The organism is Curtobacterium sp. C1 (genome assembly GCF_021049325.1).
Classification (GTDB): Bacteria; Actinomycetota; Actinomycetes; order Actinomycetales; family Microbacteriaceae; genus Curtobacterium; species Curtobacterium citreum.
The window spans coordinates 185,163-211,600 of sequence record NZ_CP088076.1 but is presented as its reverse complement, the minus strand read 5'-3'; the positions used below and the strand labels follow the sequence as shown (position 1 = coordinate 211,600).

Here is a 26,438-nt window from a genome sequence, read left to right as displayed (position 1 = left end):
CAGCGCTCGGGCTGACCGCCGCGCGTCAGCACTCGGCGGCCCCGGGTCAGACCCGGATCGTCGCGACCACCGGGAAGTGGTCGCTCGCGGCCCAGGTCTCGGGCCCGTCGTGGTCGATCACGACCCGGTCCACCGCGCGCACCCCGCGCGTGAACACCCAGTCGATGCGCTCCCCCGAGTCCACCGGCGCCTGCCAGTCGTTGTACGTCGCCGTCCGGTCGTCCGGGTCCCCGGCGTCGAGCCAGGCGTCTCGGTAGCCGGCGTCGACGAACACCTGCCAGGCGGCGCCACCGCCCGCCGGTTCGTTGCAGTCGCCCGCGAACACGACCGGTCCGTCGACGGCGTGCAGCCGCTCCACGACCAGCGCGGCGCTCCGCCGTCGGACGTCGTCGCCGTGCGCGTTCTCCTCGTGGTCGAAGTGCGAGGTCAGGAGCGTGAAGGACGACCCGTCGACGTCGAGGAACCGGGCGTGGTTCGCCACCCGCGGGTACAGGCTGCCCCACGTGTTCGACACCGGCTCGTCGGGGGTGTCCGACAGCCAGAACGTGCCCTCGTCCACCGGGCGCAGTCGGTCACGGCGGAAGAACACGGCGGCGTGCTCCCCCGCGGTCCCGCCCTCGCGCCCCTGCCCGACGTCGCCGTGGTCCGGCAGACCGGCTCGCAGGTCGTCCATCTGGTGGTCGAAGGCCTCCTGCACGCACAGCACGTCGGGGTCGTGCCGCCGGATGACCTCGAGGACCAGCGGCAGTCGGGCCGGCCAGTCGTGGGCCGGGTCCGGGTTCTTCACGTTGTAGGTCATCAGGGTGATCGGGCGCGCGGCGGAGGTCACGGCACGAACCTACCGAGGCGGTCCTGCCCGGTGCGCCAGGGAACGCCGGAGTGCCGAGACGCCGTCGCGCGCACGGCTCTTCGCGGTCCCGAGCGGGACCCCGAGCCGGTCCGCGAGCTCCGGTCCGCTCAGCTCGACCAGGTGCCGGAGCACGACCGCCTCGCGCTGTCGGTCCGGCAGCGACCGGACGGCGTCGCGGAGCGCGGCCCGGTCGAGCACCCCCTCGGCCCGCTCGAGCGACGCGTGGTCGACGAGCTCCAGGTGCCGCGCGCCGATGCGCAGGTCGCGCTGCCGGTCGGCCTCGCTCGACCGCACGCGGTCGATCGCCCGACGCTGGGCGATGGTCCGGATCCACGCGACCGCACTGTGCCGGGGGTCGTACCGTCCGGCGATCTGCCACACCTCGAGGAAGACGTCCTGCACGACCTCCTCGGACTGCCACGGGTCGACCACCACGAGTCGCACCCACCGCTCGACGAGCGGTCGGAGCCGGCCGTACAACCGGCCGAACGCGAGCCGGTCCCCCGCAGCGGCGGCCAGCAGCCACGCGCGTTCTTCGTCCCGGTTCGTCTGCAGTTGCGCTCGCACGCTGACATTCCACATGCCGGTCGGCACGAACGCCAATCGAGGGGCACCGTCACAGCAGCCTGCCGGGCAGCACTCAGTTGATGCAGACGCCTTCCTTGCCGTACGACTTCACGTCGGTCGACGACGGCGAGGGCTCGGACGACGACGAGGACGAGGACGACTCCGGCGCAGCGGGCTCCGACGAGCCGGCGTCCGGCGACGCGGGGGCGGCCGGGGCGGACACGGTCTTGCCGTCGGACCCGAGCACGAGCGTCACGCCGGTCACCTTCGTCGAGCGCACCGCGACGGCACCGGGCACGACCGCGGCGACGGCCTTCGCCTGCGCCTCCTGTCCCGCCGGGTACTGCACCTGGGTGGTCTTCGTCTCGTCGGAGGACCCCGGGGCGCCGACCTGGAAGCCGCGCGCCGTCAGGGTCTCGCCCGCGGCGGCCGCGGCACCCGTGACGCCGCTGCCGTTCAGGACCGTGACGGTCGTCGCGGCGGGCTCCGCCGCGGTCGCCTTCGTGTACTCCTCGGGCTCGCCGACGAGTCCCTGCACGAAGGCGGGCAGCCCGACGGTGTCGACCTGGACGATCGACAGCGCGGAGCCGCCGACGTAGATCGTGGGGGTGCCGAGCGTCGGGATCGTCGCCGACTGGATGTTCCCCGGCCGTAGGTTCCGCATCTGGGTCGCGAGCGAGATGAGGTCGGTGTCGGTCTGCACCGAACCGCCCACCGCGCTGAGGATGTTGTTCATCTTCACGGGGTTGAGCAGCGTGCCGGCGGACAGCACCTTGCGGGCCTCCTGCGACAGGAAGTACTGCTGGCGGACGTTGCGGTCGAGGTCACCGTTCGGCAGTCCGTGGCGCTGGCGCACGAAGGAGAGCGCCTGCTTCGCGTCGAGCTGGGACGTCCCCGCGGGCAGGTCCACCCCGGAGTACGGGTCCTTCGCGGGTTGGTTCAGGCAGACCTCGACCGGCCCGAGCTGCTTCACGACCTGGTAGAAGCCGAGCAGTGAGACGCGGACGTAGTGGTCGATCGTCAGGCCACTGAGGTCCTGGATGGTCTGGATGAGGAGCTTCGCGCCGCCGGTGTCGCCCCCGCCGTTGAGCGTCCCGTAGTAGAAGGCACTGTTGAGCTTGCCCTTGCCGACACCGGGGATGTCGACGTACGAGTCGCGCGGGAACGAGATCATCGTCGCCTGGGACCCGTCGGCGCTGATGTGCAGCACGATCATCGTGTCGGTGTTCGTCGCGCCGCCGTCGGACTCGGTGCTGAGCTCCGCCATCTCCTCCGGCGTCGCGTTGTCCGGCCGGTGGTCGTCGCCGACGAGCAGGATGTTCTGCGCGGTGCCGTCGACGTCGTCCGCTCCCTTGGCCTTCGGGACGATCGCGTCGATCTTCGTGACGTTGTTGGACAGGCTCGCGTACGCGAACGCGGCGTACCCGCCGGTGAGGACCAGGCCCATCGCCAGCACTCCCGCGACGGCGGGCAGGACGACCCCGCCCCCGCGCTTCTGGCGCCCGTGGCGTGGCGGCACGTGGCCGCGGCGGGCGCGGCGCGTCGTCTGCTCGGGTTCGATGCTCACCCGGAAACCATAACCGCACAGCGTGGAACGGACAGGGAGAGTCCTGGACACTCGCCCCCGGCGCGGGGCCGGGACGGGCCGGACGGGAGGCACGTGGCGGCGCCGCCACGTGCCTCCCGTCCGTCTCGCACCGCGTCCGCGACCGCAGCCGCGTGGCGGGGCCGCGCCGTTAGGAGCGCGTCGGGAGCAGGTGGACGGCCTCCATCGCCAGCTCGGCGGCGATCGGGTCCTGGGCGAGGACGGCGGCCTTCAGGTTGTCCAGCTCGGGCCGGACGACCTCGTTCGGGACGAGCTCGGCGAACTCCGGCACGCGCAGCTTGAACGCGAGGCCGTCCGTGGTCGCGCGGCAGAGCTGCGCGAGCGACGGGTTGCCGCAGGCGTCGGCCCACATCCCGTACAGGTCCGAGCCCTCGCGGACGACCTCGTCCTGGTGCTGGGCGTCCATCCGGGCCGCGACGTCGTCGAGCATGGCGACGATCTTCTTGCGCTCCGCCGCCGTGAACCGCGGCACCGCGAGCCGGACGACGCCGCCGTAGATCACGCCGAGCGTCCGGAACGCGTCGAGCATCTCGTCCTTGGACGGTGCGGCGACCCGCGTGTAGCGGTTCGGCGCCATCTCGATGAGGCCGGCCCGGGCGAGCTCCGCCAGTGCCTCACGGATGGGGGTCCGGGAGACACCGAGCCAGGCGATGAGGTCGTCGTCGTTCAGGCGCTCGCCGGGCTCGAGCGTGCCGTCCATGATCGCGTCACGGATCTTGTCCTGCACGGTGTCGCGGAGGAGCTTCCGCTCGGCGGCCGGCTGCGTGGAGGGTACGGGCATGGGACCAGCGTGTCACATGTGATGGGTCGCGCGCGAGAGGCGCGACGGCCACCACGCGCGGCGACCGAGGTCGTACACGACCGCCGGCACGAGCAGGGAACGGACCACGATCGTGTCGAGCAGGACGCCGAACGCCACGATGAACGCGATCTGCACGAGGAACAGGATCGGGATGACGCCGAGCGCCGCGAACGTCGCCGCGAGGACGATGCCCGCCGAGGTGATCACGCCGCCCGTCGCCCCGAGGCCGCGGAGCACGCCCTCGCGCGGTCCGTGCCGCAGCGCCTCCTCGCGGACCCGGGTCATGAGGAAGATGTTGTAGTCGACTCCGAGTGCCACGAGGAACACGAACGAGAACAGCGGGACCGAGGGGTCGGCGCCCGGCAGGTGCAGGACGTGGTCGAAGACGAGCGCGCCGACGCCGAGCGCGGCCACGAAGGACACGATGACGCTCCCGATGAGCACCAGTGGCGCCACGACGCTCCGCAGCAGCAGCATCAGGATGAGCAGGATGACCACCAGCACGATCGGGATGATGACCGTCCGGTCGCGGATGCCGGTGTCGTTCGTGTCGAGGGCGGTGGCGGTGACCCCGCCGACGAGCGCGTCCGGCGACACCCGCTCCACCGCGGTCCGCAGGTCCCGCACGGTCTGCTCCGCGCGTTCCGAGTCGGCGGGTGCGGTGAGCGTGGCCTCGAGCAGTACGTCCCCGTCCGAGACCGTCGGGTCGGCGACCGGTCCCCGGGCAGCGGTGTCGTCCTTCGTCGTGGTCCCGACGGGGGTGGTCCCGGACGGGCTGTCCTTCGCCGCCGCGACGACGCCGTCCACCCCGTCGACCGAGCGGATCGCCGTGACGAGCCGGTCGAGGTCGCGCTCCGGGCCGATCACCTGCGCGGGGCTCCCGGAGCCGCCGGGGAAGTGGTCGGCGAGGACGTCCTGGCCGTCGCGGGCCTGGGAGGACCCGATGACGAGGTCGCTCTGCGGGACACCGTCCGCCCGGAGCCCGACGATGCCGGCCCCCATCGCGAGCAGGGCCACCGTGCAGACCACCCACACCGTGCGGGTCCGACGCGCCACGAGCCGCCCGACGCGCGCCCAGATCCCCCGGGCGTCCGGCCCGGTGAGCACCTTGTGCGCGCTGCCGTACGCCGGCCGCAGCGGCCAGAACGCAGCCCGACGGAACGCCATCAGGAGCGCCGGCAGCAGGGTGAGCGCGGCGAGCAGGCTGAACGCGATGCCGATGGCCGCGACCGGACCGAGCGCCTTGTTCGAGTTGAGGTCCGAGAACAGCAGGCACAGCACGCCGACGATGACGGTGCCGCCCGACGCGATGATCGGCTCGAACGCGCCACGGAGGGCCGCCTTCGTCGCACCCCAGCCGGTCCGGTGGTCCCGCAGCGCCTCGCGGTAGCGCGCGGTGTACAGGAGCGCGTAGTCCGTCGCGGCACCGATCACCAGGATCGACAGGATGCCCTGCACCTGGCCGTTCACCGTGACGATGCCGGCGTCCGCGAGCCAGTACACGACGAGGATCGAGGCGCAGAGGGCGAAGGTCGCGGTGCCGAGCACGAGCACCGGCAGGAGCGGCGAACGGTAGACGACGACGAGGATCACGAAGACCGCGGCGAGGGCGACCCCGAGCAGGATGCCGTCGATGCCCGCGAACGCCTCGGTCAGGTCGGCCGTGAAGCCCGCCGGACCGGTGACGTACCCGGAGAGCCCGGCGGGCAGCGCGTCCTCGACGTCGGCGCGGATCGACGCCACCGCGTCACCGGTCTCGGCGTCCTGGGTCAGCGTCGCGACGATCTCGACCGCGTCGCCGTCCTCGCTCGGGATGACCGGGCTCACCCCTCGGACGTCGCTCCGGTCGCCGAGCGTCGCCGCGAGCTGCTCGGCCGCCGTCCGGTCGCCGTCGCGGAGCCCGCCGTCCCGCTCGAGCACGACGATCGCGGGCGCCCCGGACGCCTGCCGGAACGCCGAGGAGCGCTCCTGCACCTTCGTCGCGTCGGCCGAGGCGGGCAGGAAGGACGTCTGGTCGTTGGTCGCGACGCCCGAGATCTTGCCGAAGACGGGACCGCCGACGGAGGCGACGACGAGCCAGACCACGATGACGACGGCGGGCAGCACGATGCGGAGGAAGCGGGGCACGACGGTGAGCGTACACGGATCGTCAGCATGCTGATCACTTCGGTCGTCCGGGCGCGCCGTAGACTCCGATCATGCACGAGCAGGCGGAGCAGTGGCCCCTCGGCCGCCTGCTCTCCGCGGCAGCCCGGGCCGTCGAGCGCGACTGGGACGAGCGACTCCGGGCGATCGGCCTGACCCACGCGGCGCTCATCGCGATCGACATCCTGATCCGGACCGGGCCGACCGGCGCCGACACCCTCGCGCGGACGGCGCACGTCCGACCGCAGACGATGTCCCTGACGCTCGAGCGGGCCGAGCGCGACGGGCTCGTCGAGCGGACACCACACCCCGACGACCGCCGACGCCGGGTGGTCTCGGTCACCGACGCCGGGCGCGCGGCCTGGGACACGGCGCGCCACATCGAGCGCGAGGTCCTGCCCGACGACGACGCGCTCCGGGAACGGCTCACGAGGATCCTCTCCTCGGACTGATATCCACATATCACCTGCGGTATGCTGGCGTCGTCGACGTCAGGGTCGACCCGACCCGCAGGAGCAGCCGTGTCCGACCGCGCCGACGTCCCGTCTCCCGTCTCCGAGCGCCGAGCCGCCCGCGCGGCGGCCGAGGCCGAGCTCCGAGCATCCCGGGGCAGCCGCCGCCCACGGCCCGACCAGCAGGCACGCAAGCCACGCCGTCGACGTCCGGTCCTCCGCGCGGTCCTCGCCACGACCGCCTCGCTCGCCGGCGTCGCCACCGTGCTGGCCGTCGTCGGGGCGGTGTTCGTCGGCGGACTCGTCCGGAGCTTCGACACCGAGAAGGACGTCATCGCCGACGCGTTCCCGACCGGGGAGCGTCCCGCCCCTACGGCCGGCGCGCAGAACGTCCTGCTCATCGGCTCGGACTCGCGAGCAGCCCGCGACCCCGACGGCGACCAGACCCTCGGCGGGCGGTCCGATGCCCTGATGCTCGCGCACGTCCCGGCGGACCGGCACGCGGTCTACCTGATGTCCATCATGCGCGACGCCTGGGTCGACGTGCCCGGCCACGGCCAGGCGAAGATCAACGCCGCGTACTCGTGGGGCGGCGTCCCCCTCACCGTGCAGACCGTCGAGCAGCTGCTGGACGTCCGGATCGACCACGTCGCCGAGATCGACTTCGCCGGGTTCGAGGACCTGACGGACGCGCTCGGCGGTCTCACCGTCTCATCGCCGCAGGCGTTCACCGCGCACGGACACACCTTCACCGCAGGGCCCAACCGGCTCGACGGCGCCGAGGCCCTCGCGTTCGTGCGCGAACGGCACGCCTTCGCCGACGCCGACCACACCCGCGTGCGCAACCAGCAGGCGTTCATGCGGGGGGTGTTCCAGCAGGCTCTCTCCCGCGGGACCCTCACCCAGCCCGGTCGGATCCAGGAGGCCGTCGCCGTGACCAGCCGCCACCTCGCGGTCGACCCGGGCCTGGACGCCCCGACGCTCTTCGGGCTGGGCTGGTCCCTCCGTGGCGTCCGGGCCGACGACCTCCGGACCTTCACGATGCCGACCGCGGGTTCGGGCACGAGCACCGACGGTCAGTCGTACGTCACGCTCGACGACGGCGACCGACGGACCCTGTCGCAGTCGCTCCGCTCGGACGACCTCGATCGGTGGCTCGCCGCCCGCGATCACTGACTCCGCATCGCGCCGAACACGGACAGCACGAGACCCCCGCGACGCGTGGTCGCGGGGGTCTCGTGCTGGATCGGGAGGTCGATCAGGCGGGGAGCTGCAGCTCCTGGCCGGCGTAGATCAGATTCGCGTCGTCGATGGTCGACGTGTTCGCGGCCCACAGCTTCATGTAGCCGCCGTCGACGCCGAGCTTCGTCGCGATGCTGTCCAGGGTGTCGCCGGACTGGATCGTGTACGTCTTGCCGCTCGTCGGGACCGCAGCGGGCTTCGACGGCGCAGCGGGCTTCGCCGCCTGCGTGGCCGCCGGTGCCGTGCGCTGCGGGGCGACCTGCTTCGGCGCCGCCTGCTGCGGGGCGGCCTGCTGGGGAGCGGCCTGCTGCGGGGCCGCGGCCTGCGGTGCTGCACCGGCGGTGCCGCTCAGGCCGAGCTTCGCGGAGCAGGCCGGCCAGGCACCCCAGCCCTGCGAGGCGAGGACGCGCTCGGCCACGGCGATCTGGGCCTCGCGGCTCGCCGACGCCGGGTTGCCCGAGCCGCCGTTCGCCTGCCAGGTGCCGAGGTTGAACTGCAGGCCGCCGTAGTAGCCGTTGCCGGTGTTGATGGCCCAGTTGCCGCCGGACTCGCACTGTGCGAGCGCGTCCCAGGTCGAGCCGGACGCTGCGTTCGCGGGCGCCGCCGCGAGGCCGACACCGGTCGCGGCGATGCCGGCGAACGCCAGGCCACCGACGATGGTGCGGGTACGGGAAAGCTTCTTCATGGTTGATCGCTCCACCGGGACCACGGACCGCACGCCGCCGGAGCGGTCTCGGTCGCCACTGCCCGTCCCGACCGATCGCGGTCGTGTCGTGGGGTGCGCCTCCGGGGGCAGTGGTCTCGTGCCGGCGGCGTCTGGTCGGCCACCATAGGAAACTCAGGACTGTTATCAAACCGAGACCAACGGTTCTACCCGTTACTGCTATGTACCCCATCGCTGTTCCTGTACGCGGCGATCGCCGCGTTCATGGTGATCACGCCGTACCCGGGTACGTGACCTTGGCAGTTCCCTGGCAATGCGACGGACTGGAGGCGCGGGGCGGGCTGGTGCAGAGCCTCCCGTCCGTCCCCTGGTCGCCTCCTGGTCAGTCCCTGGACAGCAGGGTGACCGCCTCGAGGTGGCCGGTCTGGGGGAACATGTCGAGCACCCGCGCGCGGCGCAGCCGCAGCGACGGCATGCGGGCGAGGTCCTTCGCGAGGGTCACCGGGTTGCAGCTCGAGTAGACGACGTGCCGCACGTCGGACTGCTCGAGCCAGGCGGACAGCGTCTCGCCGATGCCCCGGCGGGGCGGGTTCACCACGACGAGCTCGGGGACGGCGTCCGGACGGGCGCGGAGGGCGTGCTCGGTCGCGTCGTCGGCGGCGAAGCGCACGTCGGACAGACCGGCCTCGCGCGCGGACTGCTTCGCGGAGCGGACGGCCTCGCGGCTCGTCTCGATGCCGGTCACGGCGCGTCCGGGGCGTGCGGCGTGCAGGGCGAAGCCGCCGACGCCGCAGTAGAGGTCCCACATCGAGGCCGGTCCCACCTCGTCGATCCAGGTCGACGCCTGGGCGTACAGCTGCGTGGCGACGGACGTGTTCGTCTGGAAGAAGCTCTGCGGCCGGAGGTGCATGGTGACGTCGTCGAAGCGCATCGGCAGCGTCTCCTGCTCGGTGAGCACGACCTCGCGCTCGCCCTCGGTCACGGCCTTGTGCTCCGGGAGCAGGTTCGCGGTGACGACGACGGCCTCGGGGAGCACTCGCCGCAGGGCACCGAGGTGCTCGCGGAGGCGCGGCAGCTGCCCCTCGGAGCGGAGCACGAACCGGACCATGAGCTCGCCGTCCGGGGACTCCGTCACGAGCACGAACTTCAGCTCGCCGCGACGGGCGGCGACGTCGTACGGGATGAGCCCGGCGTCCGCGACGAAGGCGGCCAGGACCGGGAGCGCCCGCTGGATGCCGGGCGTGCAGATGCCGCAGTGCCGCAGGTCGACGCCGCGCTGGCGGTCGTCGAGGATGCCGATCGTCGGCCGTTGGACGGGCCCGCCGACGACCATCTTCGCCTTGTTCCGGTAGCCGGACTCCGGGCTCGTGATCGCCGGGAGCCAGTCGACCGCTCCGGGACCCCCGGCGTGCTCGACGGCGTCGTGCAGGAGTTCGCGCGTGCGGATCTCCTTGTCGAGCACCTGGTCGGCGTAGGGCTGACCCATCAGGGTGCAGGAGCGGCACACCCCGCGGTCGAAGTAGTCGCACTGCATGGCCGGGTCAGGATACGTCAGCGGGCGGTGGCGTCCCGGGTCGTGGTGCGCAACCGGTGGACGGACGTGGTCGCGGTGACGAAGAGGGTGCGGCCGTCGGCGCCGCCGAAGCACAGGTTGGCGACGACCTCGGGCACCGGCACGTCGCCGATCCGGGTGCCGTCCGGCGCGAACACCGAGACCCCGCGGTGGGTGGACGACCACACGTTGCCGTGCTCGTCGACGCGGATGCCGTCCGGGACGCCCTCCCCTGGGTGGAGACGGACGAACTCGCGGCCGTTCTTGACCCGGGCGCCGTCGCGGTCGTAGGCGCGGATCACGGGCAGGTCCGCGGACGAGCTGGCGACGTACAGCACCCGCTCGTCGGGCGAGAACGCGAGGCCGTTCGGCTCGTCGCAGTCGAGCACGACCGGTCGCAGGTCCTCGCCGTCGGTGCCGCACCGGAACACCCAGTGGTCGCCGTACTCCCGCTCGCCGGGGTGCCCCTCGCGCGGCTGGGTGATGCCGTACGCCGGGTCGGTGAACCACACGCTGCCGTCCCGCGCGACGACGACGTCGTTCGGCGAGTTGAGGCGTCCACCGGCCCACCCGTCGACGATCGGGGTGACGACGCCGTCCCGGTCCCGTTCGACCCGACGGCGGCCGTGCGAGCACTGGACGACCGAGCCGTCGCGGTCGAGCACCCGACCGTTCGTGAACTCGACCCCGGTGGCGTACTCGGTCGTCTCCCCCGTGTCCTCGTGCCACTGGAGGATGCGGTCGCCGGGGATGTCCGACCACCGCAGGGTCCCGGTGGCGGGGATCCAGCACGGCCCCTCGGCCCAGGTGCTGCCGGTCGCGATCCGCTCGAGTGCGGCGGGGTCGGGGACGAGGTCGGTGAGCTGCACGGTTGTCTCCTCCGGGGTCTGCGGTCAGTGCTGCGCGACGGGGGACAGCACGAGTTCGTCGATGCGGACGTGCGGCGCGGCGCCGAGCACGAACGCGACGGTCCGGCCGACGTCCTCGGGCTGCAGCATGCGCGCCCGGGCGTCGGCGTCCGGCACGACGGGGCGCTGGTCGAGGAAGTCCGTCGCGACGTCCCCGGGGCACAGGTGGGTCGCCCGGACCCCGTGCTGCGCCTCCTGCTGGTTGAGCGTCCGCACGACCGAGCCGAGCGCGGTCTTCGAGGCCGAGTAGGCGACGCCGGCCCCCGGCTGGAACGACCACCCGGCGTAGGACGACACGACGACGACCACGCCGCCGGTGGCGCGGAGGGCGGGCAGCGCGGCGTCGACGACGGTCACGACGGCCGTCAGGTTCGTGTCGAGGACGGCGCGGACCTGGTCGAGCGACTGGTCGTCCCACCGGCGCCGGGGCGTGTTCAGGCCCGCCGCGAGCAGCAGTCCGTCGAGCCTCCCGTGCCGTTCGAGCACCGTGTCCCCGGCCGCACGCACCGCGTCGGCATCGGCGACGTCGACGGGCAGGACGTCGGCGGTGCCACCCGCGGCGCGGATCGTCCCGGCGACCTGCTCGAGCCGGTCCGCCCGACGCCCGCTGAGCACGACCGTCCAGCCGTCCCGCGCGGCCGCGACGGCTCCGGCCGCCCCCATGCCGCTGCCGCCACCCGTGGTCCAGAGCACCTTCGCCGTCATGGTGGAACAGTATGGCTCTCGCGGCGTCGCGGTGGTCGGCGCGCGACACCGACGACAGGAGCGACGATGCACCTCGACCTGACCGACCGCGTGGTCCTCGTGACCGGGGCAGCCCGAGGGATCGGCGCCGTGCTCGCCGACCGGTTCGTGACCGAGGGCTGCCGGGTGGTGGCGCTCGACCTCGCGTTCCCGGACGCCTCGACGACCGGCGTCGACCAGGTCCGCTGCGACGTGACCGACCCCGCGTCCGTGCGCGCTGCGGTGGACGGGGTCGTCGCCCGGTACGGCACGGTCGACGTGCTCGTGAACAACGCCGGCATCAACGTCGAGGGCACGGTCGCCGAGCTCGGGTGGGACGCCTGGCGCCGGTGCATGGACGTCAACGTCGGCGGCACGTTCCTGGTGGCCCAGGCGGTCTCGCCGGTCATGCAGGCCGCCGGACGCGGACGGATCCTCAACGCGGCGTCGTTCGCGGCCATCGTGCCGAGCGTCGGGAGCGCGGCCTACGCGGCATCGAAGTCGGCGGTCGTCGCCTTCACGCGGGTGCTCGCGTCCGAGCTCGGGCCGTGGGGCATCACCGTCAACGCCTACGCGCCGGGCATGGTGCCGACGGCGATGAACGGGTTCGCCGAGATGCCGGCCGCCGCGCAGGACCGGCTGCTCGACACGCTGTCGATCCGGCGGTGGGAGTCGGCCGACGACGTCGCGGACCTGCTCGTGTTCCTCGCGAGCGACGCGGCCGGGTACGTCACCGGGACGCTCGTCGACGTGTCCGGCGGGAAACTCGCGACGCAGATCCCCGCGAAGGCGTACGAGCGCTGACCCGCAACGCCCGCGCCGGTCGCGGTGCAGAGTGGTGGGGCAGTCTGCTCCCGTACGTCGCCGGCTGTCCGGCCGTACAGGAAGTTGCCAACCGCCTGCTCGTAGGCTGTGAGGGCCCAGTGAGCCGGACTGCAGCCCGACCCCGAGGAGGTGCCCGATGGTCTCCGTCCTCGTCGCGTTCGCGATCGTCGCCCTGATCGTCCCCGCCCTGACCCCCCTGCTCGGGCGCCGCGTGTTCTACGTCGCCGCCCTCGCACCGGCCGCCGCCGCGGTGCTGACCGTCGCCCGGACGGACGCCGCACTGCACGGCGGGGTGACGAGCACGTGGCGGTGGATCCCCGAGCTCGACCTGGCGATCGCGCTGCGGATGGACGCCCTGTCGTGGGTGCTCGCGCTCGTGGTGTCCGTCGTCGGCGCCCTCGTGCTCGTGTACTGCGCGTCGTACTTCGGTCGCGACGAACCCGGGACCGGCCGGTTCGCGGGCGTCCTGACCGCCTTCGCCGGCTCGATGTACGGGCTCGTGGTCGCCGACGACGTGATCGTGCTCTTCGTGCTGTGGGAGGCGACGACCGTCTTCTCCTACCTGCTCATCGGACACGACGCCGCGAAGCGGGCCAGCCGCGCGGCCGCCATGCAGGCGCTCATCGTCACGACCGCCGGTGGCCTGGCGATGCTCGCGGGGCTCGTCGCCCTGTCCGTGACCGCGGGGACCTCGAGCCTGTCCGGCATCATCGCGCGGGCCCCGGAGCTCGTCGACCGACCGGGACCGCTCGTGCCGGTGGCCGTCGTGCTCGTGCTCCTCGGCGCCCTGACGAAGTCGGCGATCGTCCCCTTCCACTTCTGGCTCCCCGCCGCGATGGCCGCCCCGACCCCGGTCAGCGCCTACCTGCACGCCGCGGCGATGGTGAAGGCCGGCATCTACCTCGTCGCCCGGCTGGCCCCAGCGTTCGCGCTGGTGACCGGCTGGCGCGAGACCGTCACGGTGCTCGGCGTCGCCGGCATGCTCATCGGTGGGTACCGCGCCCTGCGCCAGACCGACGTCAAGCTCCTGCTCGCGTACGGCACCGTCGCGCAGCTCGGCTTCCTGGTGCTCGCGGTCGGCTGGGGCGTGCCGGCCCTGGCGCTCGGCGGGGTCGCCCTGCTCGTCGCGCACGCCACCTTCAAGTCGACGCTCTTCCTGGTCGTCGGGGCGGTCGACCACGCCACCGGCACCCGCGACCTCCGGAAGCTCAGCGGGCTCGGGCGCCGCACGCCGTGGCTCGTCGTGGTGAGCGTGCTCGCGCTCGCGTCGATGGCCGGGCTGCCGCCGACGATCGGCTTCGTCGCGAAGGAGGCCGTGCTCACCGGCTTCGTCGAGGAGCTGCACGGTGCCCAGGCCGGGTGGGCGTGGGTCGCCCTGATCGGGGTCACGCTCGGGTCGGTCCTGACCGTGGCGTACTCGCTGCGCTTCCTCTGGGGCACCTTCGCCCGGAAGCCCGGGGTCGCGGCCACGGAGCCGCACGGACTGCACGGCCTCGGCGTCGTGCCGTCGGTGCTCGCCGTCGCCGGGGTCGTCCTCGGCCTGCTGACCCCGGTGGTCGCGCACGGCATCGAACCGGCGGCCGCCGACGCCGCGCTGCCGGGCGAGGTCCCGCACCTGGCGCTCTGGCACGGCCTCGAGCCCGCCCTCGGTATCTCCGCGCTGACGCTCCTCGGCGGCACGGCCCTGTTCCTGCTCCGTCGTCCGGTCGGCGCCCTGCAGGACCGGCTCGAGGGCTCGCCGAGCGCCTCGGGCACGTACCGCCGGACCATGCGCGGGCTCGACCGCTTCGCGACCGGCCTGACCGCCAGCCTGCAGCGCGGCTCGCTCCCCTACTACCTGACCGTGATCCTGTCGGTGTTCGTCGCCGGGGCCCTCGCGAACCTGGTGCTCGGCGGTCCGTGGGCGTTCCACGTCCGGTTCGCGGACTCGTGGGGCCAGGTGCCCGTCGTCGTCGTGATGGCGATCGCGGCGATCGCCGTGCTCACCGCGAAGACCCGGTTCGCCGCGGCCGTCCTGGTCGGCGTCACCGGCTACGGCATGTCCGTGCTCTTCGTCCTGCACGGCGCCGTCGACCTCGCGCTCACGCAGCTCGTGGTCGAGACCGTGACGCTCATCGCGTTCGTGCTCGTGCTCCGCCGGCTCCCCCCGCGGATCGCGACCGCGAACCCCTCGCGGTTCCGGATCGTCCGCGCGCTCTTCGCCGCCCTCGCCGGGGTCACCCTCGCGGTCGTCGTCGTCGTCGCGGCCTCCGCCCGGACGGCCGAGCCGCTCTGGCCGGACCTGCCCGCGCTCACGAGCTCGTTCGGGCACGGCCTGAACGTCGTGAACGTCGCCCTCGTCGACCTGCGCGGCTGGGACACCCTCGGCGAGCTGACCGTCGTCGTCGCCGCGGCCACGGGCGTCGCGAGCCTGATCTTCCTGGACTCCCGCGAGGACACGCTCCCGCGGCTCCGGGACCTGCCCTCGAGCGTGACGAGCGACAAGCACCGCCCGGACGGGGAACCCCGCGCCTGGCTGCCGACGAGTGCCGCGATCCCGACCGGTCGCTCGGCCCTGCTCGACGTGGTCGTGCGCCTGCTGTTCCACGGGCTCATCGTCCTGTCGCTCTACCTGCTGTTCGCCGGGCACAACGCCGCCGGCGGTGGGTTCGCCGGTGGGCTCGTCGCCGGGATCGCGCTCGCTGCCCGGTACCTCGCCGGTGGTCCGGCCGAGCTCGGCGCCGCCGCCCCGGTCCGCGCCGGACGCCTGCTCGGGCTCGGGGTCGCGACCGCGGCGACGACCGCGATCGTGCCGCTGTTCTTCGGGAAGGAAGCCCTGTACTCCGAGTTCTTCGAGGCCACCGTCCCCGTGCTCGGCCACGTGGAGTTCGTCACCGCGACGTTCTTCGACATCGGGGTCTACCTGGTCGTCGTCGGGCTCGTGCTCGACGTGCTCCGGAGCCTCGGTGCCGAGGTCGACCGCCAGCGCCTCGAGGACTCCCGCGCCCCGATCGCCGACACGACCGAGTCCGACCCCGCCGACGACGCCGCAGCCTCGACCCCGGAAGGGAGTGCCGCATGACCATCACGCTGGTCCTCGTCATCGCGATGGCGGTGCTGTTCTCGTGCGGGGTGTACCTGCTGCTCGAACGCTCGCTGACGCGGATGCTGCTCGGCTTCCTGCTGCTCGGCAACGCGCTCAACCTGCTGCTGCTCATCATGTCCGGCGCCGCAGGCCGGCCGCCGATCGGCAAGTCCGCCGAGGGCATCACCGACCCGCTCCCCCAGGCCTTCGCCCTCACCGCGATCGTCATCACCTTCGCCGTGAGCGCGTTCCTCCTCGCGCTCATCCACCGGTCCTGGAAGCTCTCCCGCGCCGACGAGGTCGAGGTCGACGAGGCCGACGCCGCGATCGGCAAGGACCGCGACGACCCGGCGGACGAGGACCCCGAGATCGACACCGACCCCGAAGCCGCGCAGCGCGAGGAGGCCTCCCGATGACCTGGCTCGTCCCGCTGCTCGTCCTCGTCCCGCTGCTCGGCGCGGCCGTCGCGCTCGGGCTGCTCCGGCACCAGAAGCTCCAGCGTGCGATCACCGTCGCGGTGCTCGCGGTCGCCGTCGCGGTCGCGGCGACGCTCATGGTCCTGGTCGACCAGCACGGCACGATCGTCGTGCAGGTCGGCGGCTGGGAGGCGCCGTACGGCATCTCGCTGGTGGTCGACCGGTTGAGCGCCCTGCTCCTCACCGTGAGCGCGAGCGTGCTCCTGCTCGTCCTGCTGTTCTCGATCGGGCAGGGCCTGGCCGCGGACGACGAGGACGCCCCGGTCACGATCTTCTACCCGACCTACCTCGTGCTCGCGGCGGGTGTCCTCGACGCGTTCATGGCCGGCGACCTCTTCAACCTCTACGTCGCGTTCGAGATGCTCCTGGTGGCGAGCTACGTGCTGATCACCCTCGGCGGCAGCGAGCAGCGGGTGCGCGCCGGCACGACGTACATCGTCACGAGCCTCATCGCGTCGGCGATCTTCCTCGCCGCGATCGGCCTGGTCTACGGGGCCACCGGCACCGTGAACATCGCGCAGATCTCGCAGCGCATGGCCGAGCTCCCGGAGCACGTGCAGCTGCTCCTGCACACCATGCTGCTCATCGGGTTCGGCATCAAGGCCGCCGTGTTCCCCCTGGCGTTCTGGCTGCCGGACTCGTACCCGACCGCCCCGGCCCCGGTCACGGCGGTGTTCGCGGGCCTGCTCACGAAGGTCGGCATCTACGCGATCATCCGTCTCGAGACGATCATCTTCCCGAGACCGCAGCTCAACACGGTCCTGCTCGTCGTGGCGGTCCTGACGATGATCGTCGGCGTGCTCGGCGCGGTGTCGCAGACCGACGTCAAGCGACTGCTGTCGTTCACGCTGATCAGCCACATCGGCTTCATGGTGATGGGCATCGGCCTCGGCACGGTCGCGGGCACGGCGGCCGCGGTGTTCTACACGGTGCACCACATCGTCGTGCAGACCACGCTGTTCCTGGTGTCGGGCGTGATGGAGCGCGTCGGCGGCACGACCTCGAGCCGGTCGCTCGGCGGGCTGCTCAAGGCGGCACCCCTCCTGGCGGCGCTGTACCTGGTCCCGGCGTTCAACCTCGGCGGGATCCCGCCCTTCTCCGGCTTCATCGGCAAGCTCGGCCTGTTCCGCGCAGCGGCCGAGGACGGCTCCCCGATGGCGTGGGTGACGGTCGCCGCCGGGGTCGTCACGAGCCTCCTGACCCTGTACGCGCTGATGCGCGTCTGGGACGCCGCCTTCTGGCGACCGAAGCCGGCCGCCGAGGCAGCGGCCCCGCACGTCACGACGGCCGAGCCGCACGCGCACCTGCGGTCGCCGGAACCGGCGCCCCTCACCGTCTCCGAGGAGACGGGCGAGGCGTACCACCCGGGAGGCTCGACCACCGTCACCGACGCACCCCACGCGAGCAGCGCCTCCCGTCCGGCGACCGGCGCGACGGCCACCGCCGGCGAAGCGCCGGAGCCGGCCCGCCTGCCACGCATGCTCGTCGCCGTCACGACGGTGGCGGTCCTCGGGTCGGTCGCCCTGACGGTCGTCGCCGGGCCGCTCTACGGCTACGCGACCCGCGCGGCGGAGTCCCTCGAGTCCCCCGACCGCTACGTCCAGGCCGTCCTCGGAGGTGCGCGATGACCGACGTCCGCCGGATCTCGAACGCACGACGCATCGCCGTCGCGTGGCGCTACGACGTGCCGCTCGTCGCCGGACTGACCGTGCTGTGGGCGCTGCTGTGGGGGTCGTGGACCGTCCTGACGCTGCTCTGCGGCGTGGTCGTCGCGCTGCTCGTCACCCAGCTCCTCCCGCTCCCGCCGGTCCCGCTGTCGAAGCGGCTCTCGCTGCCCCGGCTGCTCTGGTTCCTGGTGGTCTGGGCCGGGCTCGTCGTGGCAGCCTCGTTCCGGGTCGCCTGGGTCGCGGTCCGGCCCCGCGGGGTTCGGCGCAGCTCGATCGTGCTCGTGCAGCTGCACACGACGTCCGAGATGACCTTCACGCTCGCGACGCTGGCGATATCGCTCGTGCCGGGGTCGTACGTCGCCGACGTCGACCTGCCCCGTCGACGGCTGCTGCTGCACGTGCTCGACACCGAACGCGTCGAGCAGGTGCACGCCGCGACTCGCGAGGCGCACCGGATCGAGGAGATGGTGATCCGGGCGATCGGCTCGCGACAGGACGTGTCCGAGCTGACCGAGCCGCTGCCGGAGGTGACCCGGTGAGCGCCGCGGTCGTCGTGATGGCCGTCGGGGTCGTCCTGCTGCTCGTGCTGCTCGGTGCGACGCTCGCCCTGGCGGTCGGTCGGATCGTCCGCGGGCCGACCATCCTGGACCGGATGATCGGCTCCGACATCGTGCTGACCACCGCGCTCATCGTCATCGCCGCGGCGATGGTGGTCCGCCGGGACCTGACCGCCGTGCCGGTGCTCGTGGTCATCGCGGCCACGAGCGTGTTCGCCACGATCGCGGTCGCCCGCATCGTCACCCCGTCGTCCGACCCCTCCGACGAGGGGCTCGACGCGACCACCCCGGAGCACGCCGTCGACGAGGAGCGCCGCCCGTGATCGAGATCCTCGAGTCCTTCGTCGACACCGCCGGCGTCCGCGCCTGGGTCGCCCTCGTCCTGCTGCTCGTCGGCGCCGCGCTGTCCCTCGCGGCGGCGATCGGCATCGTGCGGTTCCCGGACCCCCTCGTCCGGCTGCACGCGATGGCGAAGCCGCAGGTCCTCGGGCTGGCGATGGCGCTCGCGGCGGTCGTCGTCGCGGTGGGGACCTGGACGGCGTTCTGGGTCGTGCTGCCGGTGATGGTGTTCCAGCTGTTCCTGGTGCCGGTGTCGTCGCACATGATCGCCCGGGCCGGCCTGCGGTCGAACGACTACCGGCACGAGGACCTGCTGGTCGACGACACCGAGGACTGAGCCGGCGCTCCGGCGCGCTGGCTCAGGCCGTGCGACCGTGCGGCCGGGGCGTCGCTGTCGTCAGCGCCCGGTGAGCAGTGCGTCCTCGTCGTCGTCGGACAGCCCCGCGCCGTGCGGGTGACGCGGCTGCCGCACCTCCCACGCCAGGGCGTCGCACAGGGTCTCGGCGAGCGGACGCAGCGTCAGTCCCGCACGGACCGCCCGGGCGTTCGACCGGTCGTTCATCCCCTGGTGGTCCGCGTCGGGGATCCACAGCGGCAGGGAATGCGCGCCGGCCCACGGCGCGACACCGTGCCCGAGCAGGGTGTCGTCGTCGAGGGCCACGACCGGGACCGACGCCCCCGCGACGCTCCGGGCGGCACCGAGGTGCTGGCGCAGGGTGACGGGGTCGCCGCTGACGTTCGAGACGCCCGGCCGACCGCCCTCTGCGGCACCGACGAGCCAGGCGGCGAGGTCGCGGACGTCGACGACCGCGGTGGGACGGTCGCCGTCGGCCGGCACGACCACCGGGCGGCCGGTCGCGGCGGCGTGGGCGAACCGCCAGGGCCAGTACCCCGACCTGCCGGAGTGGTCGCCCGGTCCGCCGACGAGTCCCGCCCGGGCGATCGACGCGCGCTCCGGGCCGAAGCCGTCGGTGACCGCGCGCTCGCACGCGACCTTCGCGGCGCCGTACTCGGCGGGGTCGTCGCTCGGCGGCAGCAGGGCCGCGGTCTCGTCGGCACCGCGCTCGGCGTGCGAGGCGTACACGCTGACGGTCGAGACGAACACGTACCGGTCCGCGACCGGCTCGAGGGCCCGGACCGCGCGGCGCACGTGCGCGGGCGTGCGGGACACGTCGACGACCGCGTCCCACCGACCGTCCTCGACGACCGCCTCGAGGGCGTCCGGGTGATCCCGGTCGGCGACCACCGACCGGGCACCCGCGGGGACGGCCGAGCCGCGGGCGAGGCACGTGACGTCGTGACCGGCGCGGAGGGCGTCGTCGACGACCGCGGCGCCGAGCCAGGCGGTGCCGCCGAGGACCAGGAAGCGCATGCCGCCATCCTGCCCCGGTGAGCGGGCCTGCGGTCTCCGGCCCGTCAGGCCGCGCGGCGGGCCAACACCAGGTTGAGCACCGCCGCGAGCACGACGAGCGCCGCCGCGTACGCCGGGAACGCCATCGCCGCGCCGGTCCCGGCACGTTCGGCGACCTCGCCGACGATCGCGGACGCCACGGACTGCCCGACGATGACCGCCGAGCCGAGGATCGTCATCGTGGTCGCCGAGCGACCGACCGGGGAGCGCTCGGACCCGAGGCTGTACTGCGCCACCAGGGTCGGCCCGATGCCGATGCCCATCAGGCCGAGCACGAGGGCCACGGCGCCGACCGAGTCCGCCGCCGCGAACGCCACCGCGCCGGCGAGCAGCACGACGCCGAAGGCGAGCCAGCGCCACCCGACGCCGAACGCCCGCGGGAAGGCCGCCGAGCCGAGCGCCAGAGCCGCGGAGCCGATGCCCATGATCCCGTAGAGCAGCCCCGCCTGGGACGACTCCCCGTGCTGCTCCATGAACGCGGTCAGCGAGGTCAGCGTCGAGCCGAAGAACAGCCCGACGCCGAGGATCCCGAGCACCACGACGACGAGCCGCGGGCGGAGGAGCTGCGTCGCGGGCGCCGGGGTCTCGCGCTCGGCGCCGCCGACGACGAGCCGTCCGGTCGGATGCAGTGCGAAGGCCGTCACGAACACCAGGGTCAGGGCGGCGGCACCGGCGACCGCGACCCACGGGGCGATCGCGCTCGCCAGGAGCCCGACCAGGAACGGTCCGACGATGAACACCGTCTCGTCGGCCGCGGACTCGTAGGCCATGGTGCCGCTGAGGACGCGCTCGTGCCGCTGCGGTGCCATCCGCTGCCGGATGATCGCGACGAGCCGGGTGCGGGACATCGGGGCGACCTGCGGCGCGCTCGCGCCGATGCAGAACGACATCGCGAGGACGGCGAGGTCCGGCGCGGTGCCCGCGACGACGAACGGGAGCGCGCCGAGGAGCACCGCGTTCGCCAGGCCGACGGGCACCAGCACGGCGCGCTGGCCGAACCGGTCGGCGGCGGCACCGACCAGCGGGCCGAAGACGGCCGAGCCGATGCCGACGAAGGCGGAGTTGACGCCGCCGAGGGCGACCGAGTCACGGGAGGCGACGACGAGCGTCAGGACCCCCACGACCATCATGGCGAACGGGAGCCGGGCGACGAACGCGATCGGGAAGTACCAGCGACCGGCGAGGGAGACGAGGGACGCATCGGTGCGTCGGGGTTGGAGCATCAGGGGTGTGCCTTCTGGGGCCGGCCTGGATCGAGCGGGCCCATCGGGTGCCGCCGTTGTCCGTCGGGGTGCCGACGGCCGGTAGATACACACTGCGTGTCTTGTTCGCCGTCGAGGGTACCAGGGGCCGCTGCGCGCGGTCGTAGGATCTCGACCATGGTGGAGATCCCGGAGCCGAAGCCGACCGACCTGCTCTCCATCGGCGAGGTCGTCCAGCGCACCGGGGTGGCCGCCTCGGCCCTGCACTTCTACGAGCGCAAGGGCCTGATCCACCCCGAGCGCACGACCGGCGGCACGCGGCTGTACCCACGGCACGTCGAGCGGCGGATCGCGATCATCCAGGTCGCCAAGCGGCTCGGCATCCCGCTCGCCGAGGTCGCCGAGCAGTTCGCCGCGCTGCCGACCGACCGGATGCCGTCGCTCCGCGACTGGGCACGACTGAACGAGCGGTGGCGGGCACGGCTGCGGGCGCGTCAGCTCGAGCTCGAGCGGCTGCAGCAGGAGATGACGCAGTGCATCGGCTGCGGCTGCGTGTCGCTGAACGCCTGCCTGGTCGTCAACCCGGGGGACGCGCTCGGCGCGGAGGGTCACGGCGCCCGCCGGCTGCTCCCGATCGACGACGAGGCGTCGCGACAGCGCGTCTGACCGCTCACCCGATCGCGCGGACCGGCCCCACACCGGACGGGAGGATCGTGGCGGGCCCGCCACGATCCTCCCGTCCGACGTCAGTCCCGTCGTCGCAGGCCGTCGTCGAGTCGTGCCAGCAGGGCCGCTGCGGCCTCGAGGCCGCGCTCGTCGCCGCCGAGGGCGGCGCGCAGCCGCCCCGCCCAGGACGCGTGCAGTCGGGCGATGCTCTCGTCGGCGAGCGGCGTCGGGTGCAGCTGGACGGTGCGGGCGTCCTCCGGGGCGGTGCGGCGCTCGACCATGCCCTTCGCGACGAGGGAGCGGAGCGCGGCGCTGCAGTTGCTGCGCTGGAGGGCCGTGGCCTCGGCGACCGCACTCGGAGAGGCCCCCGGGTTGCGGTGCACCCAGCGCATGACGAGCGCCTCGGTCCCGGTGAGCGGGACGATGTCGAGGGCGTGCTGGCCGTGCGGGTCGACCTCGCGACCGATGCGCAGGACGACGTCGGCGAACTCGGCGAGGGCGTCGTCGGAGACCGCTGGTGCCATGCGGTCACTGTACCGTCCCGACCGCATCAGTTATGCTTTCATAACCATGACGACCGACACCGGATCCATCCGCGCCACGACGGCGAAGCCCTCCTCCCGGCCGACGGGCATCACGACACCGCTCCTGCTCGTGCTCGGCCTGCTCAGCGCGGTCGCCCCGTTCGCGACCGACCTGTACCTGCCGGCGTTCCCGCAGATGACCACCGAGCTGGCGGCGTCCGCGACGACCGTGCAGCTGACCCTGACCGCCTTCCTGGTCGGGGTGACCGCCGGGCAGCTCGTGTTCGGCCCGCTGTCCGACCGGTTCGGCCGCGTGCCCCCGCTGCTGGCGGGGGCCGCGCTCTGCGTGCTCGCGAGCGCCGCCGCGGTGCTCGCGCCGAACGTCGCCGTGCTCGTCGTCGCCCGGCTGCTGCAGGGCCTGGGCGGCGCGGCCGGGATGGTGATCGGGCGGGCGGTGATCTCCGACCTCGCGACCGGCAAGCCCGCGGCGCGCGCGTTCTCGCTCATGATGATCGTCGGCGGGGTCGCCCCCGTGGTCGCGCCGCTGCTCGGCGGGCTGCTCACCGGGCCGATCGGCTGGCGCGGGCTGCTGACGATCGTGCTCGGGCTGTCGGTCGTGATGCTCGTCGCCGTGCTCGCGGTCGTGCGGGAGACGCACCTGCGCTCCCGGCGGGACGCGCTGCGCGCCGAGCGGGTGTCGGCCGGGTCGCCGCTGCGGGCGCTGCGTTCGCGGACGTTCGTCAAGTACACCGCGGTGTTCGGCTTCGCGTTCGCGGTGATGATGGCCTACATCTCGGCGTCGCCGTTCCTGTACCAGGGGATGCTCGGGCTCGACACGGTCGGCTACGGGATGGCGTTCGGCCTGAACGCGCTCGCGCTGATGGGTGTGAGCGTCCTGTCGGCCAGGCTCACCGCGACCCGCTCGGTCGAGGGCGTCCTGACGCTCGGGATCGTCCTGGTCGTGGCGTCGACGGTGGCGTTCGCGCTGCTCGTCGCCACCCGGGCGCCGGTCTTCTGGCTCGCCGTGCCGCTGTTCACCGCGGTGGGGTCGCTCGGCCTGGTGCTCGGCAACGCGACGGCGCTCGCGCTCGGGGCGGTGCCCGGGGTGGCCGGCAGCGCGTCGGCGGTGCTCGGGGCGCTGCAGTTCGGCCTCGCGGCGCTGGTGTCGCCGCTCGTCAGCCTGGGCGGGGAGGGCACGGCGGCGCCGCTCGCGGTGGTGATGCTCGCGTCGGCCGTCGTCGCCGTCGGGGCGCTCGTGGTGGCGCGGCGCGCGGGCGCAAGCCGAGTCTCGGGCTGAGCGACACGACTCGGGGCCGCGGTCCCGAGTCGTGTCGCCGGTGGCGAGACTCGGGGCCGGCGGCCGGCGGAGGGTGTCAGCGGCCGGGGCTGACCGGGACGGCGGCGCCCTCGCGCGGGCGGAGGAACCGGATCCGCGGGGTGATCCAGTCGACCCAGACGACCCGCGCCGCCGGGGCCACCGCGAGCGCCCAGAGGATCGAGGCGGCCGCATCCGTCGGGAAGTGCACGGCGTCGATCGACACCGACAGGAACACGACGACGATCGCCACGACGCCGAGGGCCTGCGCGAGCCGGTGCCACCGGGTCTCGCGGACGACCCAGACGAGGGCGATGACGAACGCTGTGATGTAGACGGTGTGGCCGCTCGGGTAGCTCGGGTCGGGCTGCACGGGGAACGGGTGCGGCAGGAGCGCCACGTCCGGCCGGGCCCGGTGCACGATCTCCTTCACGACCGCCGAGGGCAGCCACGTGATCGCGATCGTCATCCCGAAGCCGAGCGCCGGTCGCAGGTCGCGGGCCCGCCACCAGATGATCCCCGCGACGACGAAGGTCAGCGCGATCGCCGGCACCGGGCTGATCACGTGGTAGACCGCGGTCGTGAAGGCCCCGAGGGCACCGACGTGCACCGTGTTGAACGCCTTCGCGAGCCCGAGGTCGACCGTGCCGAGGAAGAACCCGACGACGGTCAGCACCAGCACGGCGACGACCGCGACGAGGACCGTGGTGAGCGGGCGCGGGTTCGGTTCGAGGATGCCGACCACGTCGGCCGTGCGCCGACGGCGGCGGAACTCAGGGTCGGTCATCCGTCCATGGTGGCAGGGGCGACGGCTCCCGGAGCGCCGAGCCGGCGGCGCGAGCCTCCGAGAGCACTCAGGAGGTGCTTCGAACTCGCAGCACTAGACTGCCGGTGTGACCGAACCCGTGCCGCCGCTCGACCCCGCCGAACTCGGTGCCTACTTCTCGCTCATCGAGGTGAGCAGCCTGCTCCGGCACACGGTCGAGCAGCAGCTCAAGGACGCCGGGGGCCTGAGCTACGTGCAGTTCCAGCTGCTCGCCACGCTCGGCGACGCCGCGGACGGCAGCCTGCGGATGACCGACCTGGCGGACGGGGTCGTCTACAGCCGGAGCGGTCTGACCTACCAGGTGGGGCTGCTCGAACGGGACGGCCTGGTCGTGCGGGCCCCCTCGGCCGAGGACGAACGGAGCGTCACCGTCTCGCTCACCGACGCCGGCCGCGCGCTGCTCGGTCGGGTCTTCCCCGGGCACGTCGAGGTGCTCCGACAGTTGTTCCTCGATCCCCTGTCGCGCGAGGACGTACAGGCGCTCGACGACGTCCTGGGCCGGGTGAAGGCGCACATGCGGACGGTCCCGCCACGGTCGGCCCGGCCGCGGCGCAAGCAGGCCTGAGCGGTCGGTCGGCGCAGCGGGGCCGCTCGGCCCGTGCGGCGAGCTGGCCCGGTGCCGTCAGTCGGCGACGTCGAACACCACGACGCGCTCGCTCGACGCCCCGATGTGGTCGGCGACCGGTCGGTGCTCCGGGTGCGGCAGGTAGGCGGCGAGCGCCTCGGCGTCCCGGAAGCGCACCGCGAGCATCCAGTCGAAGCCGTCCTCCAGGCCCTCCGTGCTGATGCTCGGCCCCGAGTGCACCGACTCGACCCCGTCGATGCGGACGAGGTGCTCGCGGCAGAGCGCGTCCGCGCGGCTCCCGGCCTCGTCGTCGCCTGCCCACGTCACCAGCACCACGTGCGTCACCCCGGCCATCGGTTGCTCCCGTCGTCGTGACCGATGCTGCCAGCGTGCCCCTGGGACGGACGGGAGGCTCAGGGCGGTGTCGCCACGTGCCTCCCGTCCGGTGTCACGCGCGTTCCGTCCCATCGCACCCGACGTGGGATGCCGATCCGCGCGTACCGGGTCGGAACGGACGACCCGCTACGCGCGGAACAGCTTCCCTCGCGCGGAACGGCCTGGGACGCGCGGAACGGCTTCCTGCGCGCGGGTCAGAACGCGGGGGTGCCGCCGGCGATCGTCACCGTCGAGCCCGACTGGTAGCTCGACTCGGGGCTGACCAGGTGCACGTAGGCGGCGCCGAGCTCGGCGGGCTGGCCCGGGCGACCGTACGGGGCCTGCTCGCCGAAGTGCGCCACCGTCTGCGCGTCGTCGGAGCCGGGCTGCAGCGGGGTCCACACGGGCCCGGGTGCGACCGAGTTCACACGGATGCCCTTCGGTGCGAGCTGCTGGGCGACGGCCTCGGTGAAGGTCTTCACGGCGCTCTTCGAGATCGCGTAGTCGACCTTGTCGGGCGACGGGGTCGACGCCTGGATCGACCCGGTCGTGACGATCGTCGACCCGGGCTCGAGGTGCGGCACCGCCGCCTGGGTCAGCCAGAACAGGGAGTAGATGTTCGTCTTGAACGTCGAGTCGAAGTGCTCGGTCGACAGCGTCAGGATGTCGTCGTTGCTGTCCATCCGGCCGGCGACCATGACCAGGGTGTCGAGGCCACCGAGCTCGTCGACGGCCTGCTGGACGAGGTCCTTGCAGTACTGCTCGTCGGAGATGTCGCCCGGGACGAGCACGGCACGGCGCCCCTCGGACTCCAGGAGGTCGCGGACCTGCTCGGCGTCCTCCTGCTCGTCGGGCAGGTAGGAGAGGACGAGGTCGGCGCCCTCGCGGGAGAGCGCGATCGCCGCCGCGCGTCCGATGCCGGAGTCGGCGCCGGTGACGATGCCGCGGAAGCCGGTGAGCCGCCCCTTGCCGACGTAGCTCTGCTCGCCGTGGTCGGGCTCCGGGTCCATCTTCCAGGCGGCTCCCGGCAGGGACTGCTCCTGCTCGGGGAACGGCGGCTTCGGGTAGAGGGAGATCGGGTCGCGCTTCTCGTACTGGCTCATGGGGCCATGGTG

Annotated in this window: 27 protein-coding genes; 12 read left to right on the top strand and 15 right to left on the bottom strand. The window is 73.2% G+C overall.

The features are described from left to right. Nucleotides 1–46 precede the first annotated feature (46 nt). The 5 genes from LQK89_RS01090 to LQK89_RS01070 form a co-directional block, all read right to left on the bottom strand. Nucleotides 47–829 carry an endonuclease/exonuclease/phosphatase family protein gene (locus tag LQK89_RS01090; RefSeq protein ID WP_231049888.1) on the bottom strand — a complete coding sequence of 261 codons (783 nt, stop codon included), beginning with the start codon at nt 827–829 and terminating at the stop codon, nt 47–49. Nucleotides 830–838: 9 nt separating this feature from the next. After that, the gene (locus LQK89_RS01085; protein WP_231049887.1) at nt 839–1,417 is read right to left on the bottom strand and encodes a sigma-70 family RNA polymerase sigma factor; all 579 of its coding nucleotides are present in this window, start codon (nt 1,415–1,417) and stop codon (nt 839–841) included. 73 nt (nt 1,418–1,490) lie between these two features. Further along, the gene (locus LQK89_RS01080; protein WP_231049886.1) at nt 1,491–2,984 is read right to left on the bottom strand and encodes an LCP family protein; all 1,494 of its coding nucleotides are present in this window, start codon (nt 2,982–2,984) and stop codon (nt 1,491–1,493) included. Nucleotides 2,985–3,153: 169 nt separating this feature from the next. Then, nucleotides 3,154–3,804, bottom strand: coding sequence for a GntR family transcriptional regulator (locus LQK89_RS01075; protein ID WP_231049885.1), 651 nt, complete (start codon nt 3,802–3,804; stop codon nt 3,154–3,156). 12 nt (nt 3,805–3,816) lie between these two features. Next, the gene (locus LQK89_RS01070) at nt 3,817–5,952 is read right to left on the bottom strand and encodes an MMPL family transporter (protein ID WP_231049884.1); all 2,136 of its coding nucleotides are present in this window, start codon (nt 5,950–5,952) and stop codon (nt 3,817–3,819) included. Between the two features lie 71 nt (nt 5,953–6,023). Between LQK89_RS01070 and LQK89_RS01065 the strand changes: the two genes are divergently transcribed. Together LQK89_RS01065 and LQK89_RS01060 are read left to right on the top strand one after the other, a co-directional pair. Continuing rightward, entirely contained in the window at nt 6,024–6,422 is a 399-nt protein-coding gene (locus tag LQK89_RS01065; protein ID WP_175325485.1) for a MarR family winged helix-turn-helix transcriptional regulator, read from the top strand. A gap of 69 nt (nt 6,423–6,491) precedes the next feature. Next, entirely contained in the window at nt 6,492–7,598 is a 1,107-nt protein-coding gene (locus LQK89_RS01060) for an LCP family protein (protein WP_231049883.1), read from the top strand. Between the two features lie 82 nt (nt 7,599–7,680). Here the strand turns inward: LQK89_RS01060 and LQK89_RS18095 are convergent, their stop codons facing one another. The 4 genes from LQK89_RS18095 to LQK89_RS01035 form a co-directional block, all read right to left on the bottom strand. Further along, a complete protein-coding gene (locus LQK89_RS18095; protein WP_174779131.1) occupies nt 7,681–8,349 on the bottom strand; it encodes a LysM peptidoglycan-binding domain-containing protein in 669 nt (222 codons plus the stop codon). Nucleotides 8,350–8,710: 361 nt separating this feature from the next. Beyond that, nucleotides 8,711–9,862: a 23S rRNA (uracil(747)-C(5))-methyltransferase RlmC gene (gene rlmC / locus LQK89_RS01045; RefSeq protein WP_231049882.1), complete on the bottom strand. Its 1,152-nt coding sequence runs from the start codon at nt 9,860–9,862 to the stop codon at nt 8,711–8,713. Between the two features lie 17 nt (nt 9,863–9,879). Then, a complete protein-coding gene (locus LQK89_RS01040; RefSeq protein ID WP_231049881.1) occupies nt 9,880–10,749 on the bottom strand; it encodes an SMP-30/gluconolactonase/LRE family protein in 870 nt (289 codons plus the stop codon). A gap of 24 nt (nt 10,750–10,773) precedes the next feature. Next, a complete protein-coding gene (locus LQK89_RS01035; protein WP_144805340.1) occupies nt 10,774–11,493 on the bottom strand; it encodes an SDR family oxidoreductase in 720 nt (239 codons plus the stop codon). A 66-nt stretch (nt 11,494–11,559) separates the two neighbouring features. Here LQK89_RS01035 and LQK89_RS01030 point away from each other — a divergent pair, with 66 nt between their 5' ends. The 7 genes from LQK89_RS01030 (at nt 11,560) to mnhG (ending at nt 18,776) form a co-directional block, all read left to right on the top strand. Continuing rightward, entirely contained in the window at nt 11,560–12,315 is a 756-nt protein-coding gene (locus LQK89_RS01030) for an SDR family NAD(P)-dependent oxidoreductase (RefSeq protein WP_231049880.1), read from the top strand. Between the two features lie 157 nt (nt 12,316–12,472). Then, on the top strand, nt 12,473–15,397 hold the full coding sequence (locus LQK89_RS01025) for a Na+/H+ antiporter subunit A (protein ID WP_231049879.1): 2,925 nt from the start codon (nt 12,473–12,475) through the stop codon (nt 15,395–15,397). Continuing rightward, entirely contained in the window at nt 15,394–15,816 is a 423-nt protein-coding gene (locus LQK89_RS01020; RefSeq protein ID WP_058741433.1) for a Na(+)/H(+) antiporter subunit C, read from the top strand. Before LQK89_RS01025 ends, LQK89_RS01020 begins: the two co-directional genes overlap by 4 nt. Beyond that, on the top strand, nt 15,813–17,504 hold the full coding sequence (locus LQK89_RS01015; RefSeq protein ID WP_058741434.1) for a Na+/H+ antiporter subunit D: 1,692 nt from the start codon (nt 15,813–15,815) through the stop codon (nt 17,502–17,504). The genes LQK89_RS01020 and LQK89_RS01015 overlap by 4 nt, the downstream gene beginning before the upstream one ends. After that, nucleotides 17,501–18,082 carry a Na+/H+ antiporter subunit E gene (locus LQK89_RS01010; RefSeq protein ID WP_175325480.1) on the top strand — a complete coding sequence of 194 codons (582 nt, stop codon included), beginning with the start codon at nt 17,501–17,503 and terminating at the stop codon, nt 18,080–18,082. Before LQK89_RS01015 ends, LQK89_RS01010 begins: the two co-directional genes overlap by 4 nt. Then, nucleotides 18,079–18,423 (top strand): sodium:proton antiporter, encoded by a 345-nt coding sequence (locus LQK89_RS01005; RefSeq protein ID WP_114850684.1) that lies wholly within the window; start codon nt 18,079–18,081, stop codon nt 18,421–18,423. The genes LQK89_RS01010 and LQK89_RS01005 overlap by 4 nt, the downstream gene beginning before the upstream one ends. Continuing rightward, nucleotides 18,420–18,776, top strand: a complete 357-nt coding sequence (mnhG, locus tag LQK89_RS01000; RefSeq protein WP_114850683.1) for a monovalent cation/H(+) antiporter subunit G — start codon at nt 18,420–18,422, stop codon at nt 18,774–18,776. The genes LQK89_RS01005 and mnhG overlap by 4 nt, the downstream gene beginning before the upstream one ends. A 60-nt stretch (nt 18,777–18,836) precedes the next feature. Here mnhG and LQK89_RS00995 read toward each other — a convergent pair whose 3' ends face one another. Both LQK89_RS00995 and LQK89_RS00990 read right to left on the bottom strand, forming a co-directional pair. Then, nucleotides 18,837–19,811 carry an NAD-dependent epimerase/dehydratase family protein gene (locus LQK89_RS00995; protein ID WP_231049878.1) on the bottom strand — a complete coding sequence of 325 codons (975 nt, stop codon included), beginning with the start codon at nt 19,809–19,811 and terminating at the stop codon, nt 18,837–18,839. Between the two features lie 44 nt (nt 19,812–19,855). Continuing rightward, nucleotides 19,856–21,073: an MFS transporter gene (locus tag LQK89_RS00990; protein WP_231049877.1), complete on the bottom strand. Its 1,218-nt coding sequence runs from the start codon at nt 21,071–21,073 to the stop codon at nt 19,856–19,858. A 156-nt stretch (nt 21,074–21,229) separates the two neighbouring features. Between LQK89_RS00990 and soxR the strand changes: the two genes are divergently transcribed. Further along, on the top strand, nt 21,230–21,718 hold the full coding sequence (gene soxR, locus LQK89_RS00985) for a redox-sensitive transcriptional activator SoxR (protein WP_231049876.1): 489 nt from the start codon (nt 21,230–21,232) through the stop codon (nt 21,716–21,718). A gap of 80 nt (nt 21,719–21,798) precedes the next feature. Here the strand turns inward: soxR and LQK89_RS00980 are convergent, their stop codons facing one another. Continuing rightward, nucleotides 21,799–22,242, bottom strand: coding sequence for a MarR family winged helix-turn-helix transcriptional regulator (locus tag LQK89_RS00980; RefSeq protein WP_114850680.1), 444 nt, complete (start codon nt 22,240–22,242; stop codon nt 21,799–21,801). A 46-nt stretch (nt 22,243–22,288) separates the two neighbouring features. Here LQK89_RS00980 and LQK89_RS00975 point away from each other — a divergent pair, with 46 nt between their 5' ends. After that, nucleotides 22,289–23,539, top strand: coding sequence for a multidrug effflux MFS transporter (locus LQK89_RS00975; RefSeq protein WP_231049875.1), 1,251 nt, complete (start codon nt 22,289–22,291; stop codon nt 23,537–23,539). A gap of 76 nt (nt 23,540–23,615) precedes the next feature. Here the strand turns inward: LQK89_RS00975 and LQK89_RS00970 are convergent, their stop codons facing one another. Continuing rightward, nucleotides 23,616–24,344 carry a phosphatase PAP2 family protein gene (locus LQK89_RS00970; RefSeq protein WP_231049874.1) on the bottom strand — a complete coding sequence of 243 codons (729 nt, stop codon included), beginning with the start codon at nt 24,342–24,344 and terminating at the stop codon, nt 23,616–23,618. A gap of 106 nt (nt 24,345–24,450) precedes the next feature. Between LQK89_RS00970 and LQK89_RS00965 the strand changes: the two genes are divergently transcribed. Next, nucleotides 24,451–24,948, top strand: coding sequence for a MarR family winged helix-turn-helix transcriptional regulator (locus LQK89_RS00965; protein WP_231049873.1), 498 nt, complete (start codon nt 24,451–24,453; stop codon nt 24,946–24,948). A 57-nt stretch (nt 24,949–25,005) separates the two neighbouring features. Here LQK89_RS00965 and LQK89_RS00960 read toward each other — a convergent pair whose 3' ends face one another. Then, nucleotides 25,006–25,302 carry a Dabb family protein gene (locus LQK89_RS00960; RefSeq protein WP_231049872.1) on the bottom strand — a complete coding sequence of 99 codons (297 nt, stop codon included), beginning with the start codon at nt 25,300–25,302 and terminating at the stop codon, nt 25,006–25,008. A gap of 236 nt (nt 25,303–25,538) precedes the next feature. Continuing rightward, a complete protein-coding gene (locus LQK89_RS00955; RefSeq protein WP_058742871.1) occupies nt 25,539–26,426 on the bottom strand; it encodes an SDR family oxidoreductase in 888 nt (295 codons plus the stop codon). Between the last annotated feature and the right edge of the window lie 12 nt (nt 26,427–26,438).